Origin of the sequence: Chitinophaga sp., from assembly GCF_036566945.1 — a bacterium.
Classification (GTDB): Bacteria; Bacteroidota; Bacteroidia; order Chitinophagales; family Chitinophagaceae; genus Chitinophaga.
In genome coordinates, this window is the sequence record NZ_DATCVJ010000635.1 from 1 (window position 1) to 3,838 (window position 3,838).

Genomic DNA, 3,838 nt, shown 5'->3' on the forward strand with positions numbered 1-3,838 from the left:
ATGCTTTTTGCTTTCCGCTTTCCGCTTTCCGCTATTTTTAGTAATTTTCTGCATTCAAAAATAATGATAGCATGGATAACTTAAGTGCAGATATAAAGAAACTCCCCCGTCAATTTCTCCCGGAAGATTTTAAAGTAACCACCTGGGATGGCCTGCAGCCCTACTTCGAAACGCTGCAGCAACGACCCATTGATAACGTGACCGACCTGGAAAAATGGCTCAAAGATATGAGTGAACTGGAAGCCGTTATCAGCGAAGATGCCTGCTGGCGCCAGATCAAAATGACCTGCGATACTAACAGCAAGGAACTGGAAGAAGCATTTACCTACTTCTGTATGGAAATTCAGCCGAAGCTGCAACCATACGCAGACGCACTCAATAAAAAACTCCTGGAAAGCCCTTTCCGTAAAGAGCTGGACCAGGACCTGTATAAAACCTATCTCCGTAATGTAGAGAAACAGGTAAAACTTTTCAGAGAAGAAAATATTCCCATTCAGGCGGAACTAAGCGTAATGGCACAGCAATACGGCGTGATTGCAGGTAAAATGAGCATTACCGTGCACGACCAGGAATATACCCTGCAGCAAGCCGCAAAATTCCTGGAAAACAGCGACCGCGCCCTGAGAGAAGAAGTATTCACTAAAACGGCTACACGTCGTTTGGAAGACAAACAGGCATTGGACGAATTGTATACCGGGTTGGTCGTTAAACGTGATCAGGTAGCAAAGAATGCCGGCTTCGCCAACTACCGCGATTATAAGTTTGAAGAACTGGGCCGCTTCGACTACACCAAAGAAGATGCTTTTCAGTTTCATGCTGCCATCAAAGCGCATATTGTTCCGCTGGTACAGCAAATCCTGGAAAAGCAAAAGGAAAAATTGCAGCTGGACGCATTAAAGCCCTGGGATACAGAAGCAGAACCCGTAGGTGTAAAGCCACTGGAGCCATTCCACACGGGCGATGAACTGGTGAATAAAGCCATTGAAACCTTTGATGAATTGGGTCCTTTCTTTGGTAATTGTCTCCGTGTAATGAAACAAATGGGCCGCCTGGACCTCGAAAGCCGCAAAGGCAAAGCGCCGGGAGGCTACAACTGCCCGCTGGCGGAAACCGGCGTGCCTTTCATTTTTATGAATGCAGCCGGCCAGATGAAAGATCTTACTACCATGGTACACGAAGGTGGCCACGCAGTACATTCTTTCCTAAGTCATCATCTGCCACTCAGCGCATTCAAGGAATATCCTATGGAAATAGCGGAAGTAGCCAGCATGAGCATGGAACTGTTTACCATGGACTACTGGAACATTTTCTTTGATGATGCAGCACAACTCCGTCGTGCGCGCCTGCAGCAACTGGAACGTGCCATTACCATTTTCCCATGGATTGCAACCATCGATAAATTCCAGCATTGGATCTACGAACATCCGCAACATACTACCGAAGAGCGTACTGCTAAATGGGTAGAAATTCTAAATGAGTTCTCCCCTTCCGTAGTGGATTGGGCCGGTCATGAAGATTACCGCGCCATCACCTGGCAGAAGCAACTGCACCTGTTTGAAGTGCCTTTCTATTATATAGAATATGGTATTGCACAATTAGGCGCCATTGCGATGTGGAAACAATACAAGGAAAACAAAACCCAGGCACTGGACAATTACGTACAGGCGTTAAGTTTAGGTAACACCAAAACCTTACCTGAATTGTATAAAGCAGCAGGAATTAAATTTGATTTCTCGCCGGCATATGTGAAAGAGTTAGCCGATTTTGTAAAGAAAGAGATAGAAAAGATATAGCCTTGAGCGGTAGGCAAAAAGCGTAAAGCAAAAAGCTATTGAAGCGATTTTTTGTCTTACTCAGGATTATACTGATTTTGATGATTTTGGTGATTTTTTTTCTTTGAAGATGAAGATTAAAATGATTTTGGGAGATAACAGCGGGTATCCGCTCCTATCTCCCAAAATCATTTTAACCTTCCCAAATCATACAGGTAAAAATCTGGGAAATCATCAAAATCAGTATAATCCTGAGTAAGACAAAAAATCGCTTCAATAGCTTTTTGCTTTCTCCTTTGTGCCTTCAGCTTATTTGCATCCCTTACATACCCCACTCACTACTACTTCCACATTATGCATAGCATAACCTTTTGGAAGATGTATCTGCGGTACATCTGTATCATCTAAACAGATCGTAGTACCACATTCTTCGCATTTGAAGTGAATATGATGATCGTGGTGGTGATGCTCTGAGCATTCCGACTTACATACGGCGTAACGCACGGACGTATCGGTAGTAGGTATTTTATGAATGATGCCTTTATCCAGGAATGTTTGTAAAGTACGGTATACTGTAACGCGGTCGAATGACTTGCCCGCGAGTTTTTCGAAATCGCTGTGTTCCAGTGCTCCATTGCTTTTCATAAACAGCTCCAGGATTTTTGTCCTGGTTTCTGTTACACTCAGCTTACTATCACGTAAGAGACTGCCAATTCGTTCTGTTATTTGTTGTTTGGTGCCCATGATGAAAAAAAATTTATTCTTCCATTAAACGGTCTATGTCTGCAATCAGCTTATCCACGTCTTGCTGCTTGGTACCTTCGTACAAACCGCGTATCTGTCCCGTTTTATCTACAAGTGCAAACCATTGCGTGTGCACAAAATCTTCCTCTCCGGTGTAAACGCCATCATCTACCAGGTAGCCTTGTCTGGCCAAACGATACAATTGTTTTTTATCGCCGGTCAGAAACCACCAGTTTTTATCATCCGCGCCATGTTTGGCCGCATATGCTTTCAAAACAGGTACGCTGTCATGTTCCGGATCTACGGTATGCGACAGGATCAGAAAATTGGGCTTGTCTTTGTATTTTGCATACACCTTTTCCATATTGGCATTCATCTTCGGACAAATACCGGTGCAGGTGGTAAAAAAGAATTCCGACACATAAATCTTACCCGCTACATCTGCTTTTGCTTTGGTGTTACCATTCTGGTCCGTAAAGGAAAACCCTGGTACAGTATGCCCCGGCGCTCCCAGTATCGGCAATTTTTCCTTTCCTATAAAGGAGCCTGTCTGATCCTTGATAACATAGGCGGAGTAAGCGAGGAAACCCGCGCTCAACACCACGAAAAACGAAATGAGTATAATTGCTTTCTTCGACATAGGTATAATCCCCTGTTTTATTCAATATACAAAGGTAGCACATAGTTAACAGATGCCCAGCAGTGTATCCTTTCTCTCTTTTTTTTAACACGGATGCAACATTTTATAGTTGAGGATTAAAATTATCTGATTAAATGATAAAATTTAATTTGCAACACTGTTGCAAATTTACGTAGTTTTGTCCGGGTAGAAAAATGAGGATATGGAAGACAATATTTTAAAGCGGATAAGCCTGGATACCATCGGAATTGGAGCTTCTCTGGCCTGTGCCGTGCATTGCGCAGTATTACCATTGCTAATTACCCTATTGCCCCTGCTTGGATCGCATATCCTGGAAAACGAAAAGCTGGAATACGGGCTGCTGTCTTTTTCTTTTCTAATTGGTTGTTTGTCCCTGGGCAGGGGATATTTCCGGCACCACCGGCGTATAGTCCCTTTAATGATCTTTACGGCAGGCTTTGCCCTGCTATTAGGTGGGCACTTCGGTATTGCCGGTGGCTATTGGGAACCTGTGGTTATTTTCATCGGGGCAGGAGGGGTAACAGGAGCGCATATATTAAATCTGCAGCGCTGCAGGCAATGCACAGTTCACCAACATCAGCATCCCGAAACGAAATGATTGCCACAACAGAATGACAGAATCATGGTTTGCAGGCAGTATCGACTAACTGTTACGTACATA

At 43.8% G+C, this 3,838-nt stretch carries 4 protein-coding genes; 2 read left to right on the forward strand and 2 right to left on the reverse strand.

Going from position 1 to position 3,838, the window contains the following annotated elements; genetic code table 11:
• The first annotated feature begins 71 nt into the window (after positions 1–71).
• Positions 72–1,793 (forward strand): M3 family oligoendopeptidase, encoded by a 1,722-nt coding sequence (locus tag VIP81_RS19480; RefSeq protein ID WP_331964928.1) that lies wholly within the window; start codon positions 72–74, stop codon positions 1,791–1,793.
• 288 nt (positions 1,794–2,081) lie between these two features.
• On the opposite strand, the gene VIP81_RS19485 is transcribed toward VIP81_RS19480, so the two are convergent.
• Complete coding sequence (locus VIP81_RS19485) at positions 2,082–2,516, reverse strand: Fur family transcriptional regulator (protein WP_133807007.1); 435 nt, start codon at positions 2,514–2,516, stop codon at positions 2,082–2,084.
• A gap of 13 nt (positions 2,517–2,529) precedes the next feature.
• The gene (locus VIP81_RS19490) at positions 2,530–3,156 is read right to left on the reverse strand and encodes an SCO family protein (RefSeq protein ID WP_331964933.1); all 627 of its coding nucleotides are present in this window, start codon (positions 3,154–3,156) and stop codon (positions 2,530–2,532) included.
• 202 nt (positions 3,157–3,358) lie between these two features.
• On the opposite strand from VIP81_RS19490, the gene VIP81_RS19495 reads away from it, so the two are divergent.
• A complete protein-coding gene (locus VIP81_RS19495; RefSeq protein ID WP_331964936.1) occupies positions 3,359–3,775 on the forward strand; it encodes a MerC domain-containing protein in 417 nt (138 codons plus the stop codon).
• Positions 3,776–3,838 lie beyond the last annotated feature (63 nt).

Bases quoted from the DNA above. Each gene is read 5' to 3' on its own strand.
- VIP81_RS19495 (WP_331964936.1), top strand. From the start codon at position 3,359: ATGGAAGACAATATTTTAAAGCGGATAAGCCTGGATACCATCGGAATT.
- VIP81_RS19485 (WP_133807007.1), bottom strand. From the start codon at position 2,516: ATGGGCACCAAACAACAAATAACAGAACGAATTGGCAGTCTCTTACGT.
- VIP81_RS19480 (WP_331964928.1), top strand. From the start codon at position 72: ATGGATAACTTAAGTGCAGATATAAAGAAACTCCCCCGTCAATTTCTC.
- VIP81_RS19490 (WP_331964933.1), bottom strand. From the start codon at position 3,156: ATGTCGAAGAAAGCAATTATACTCATTTCGTTTTTCGTGGTGTTGAGC.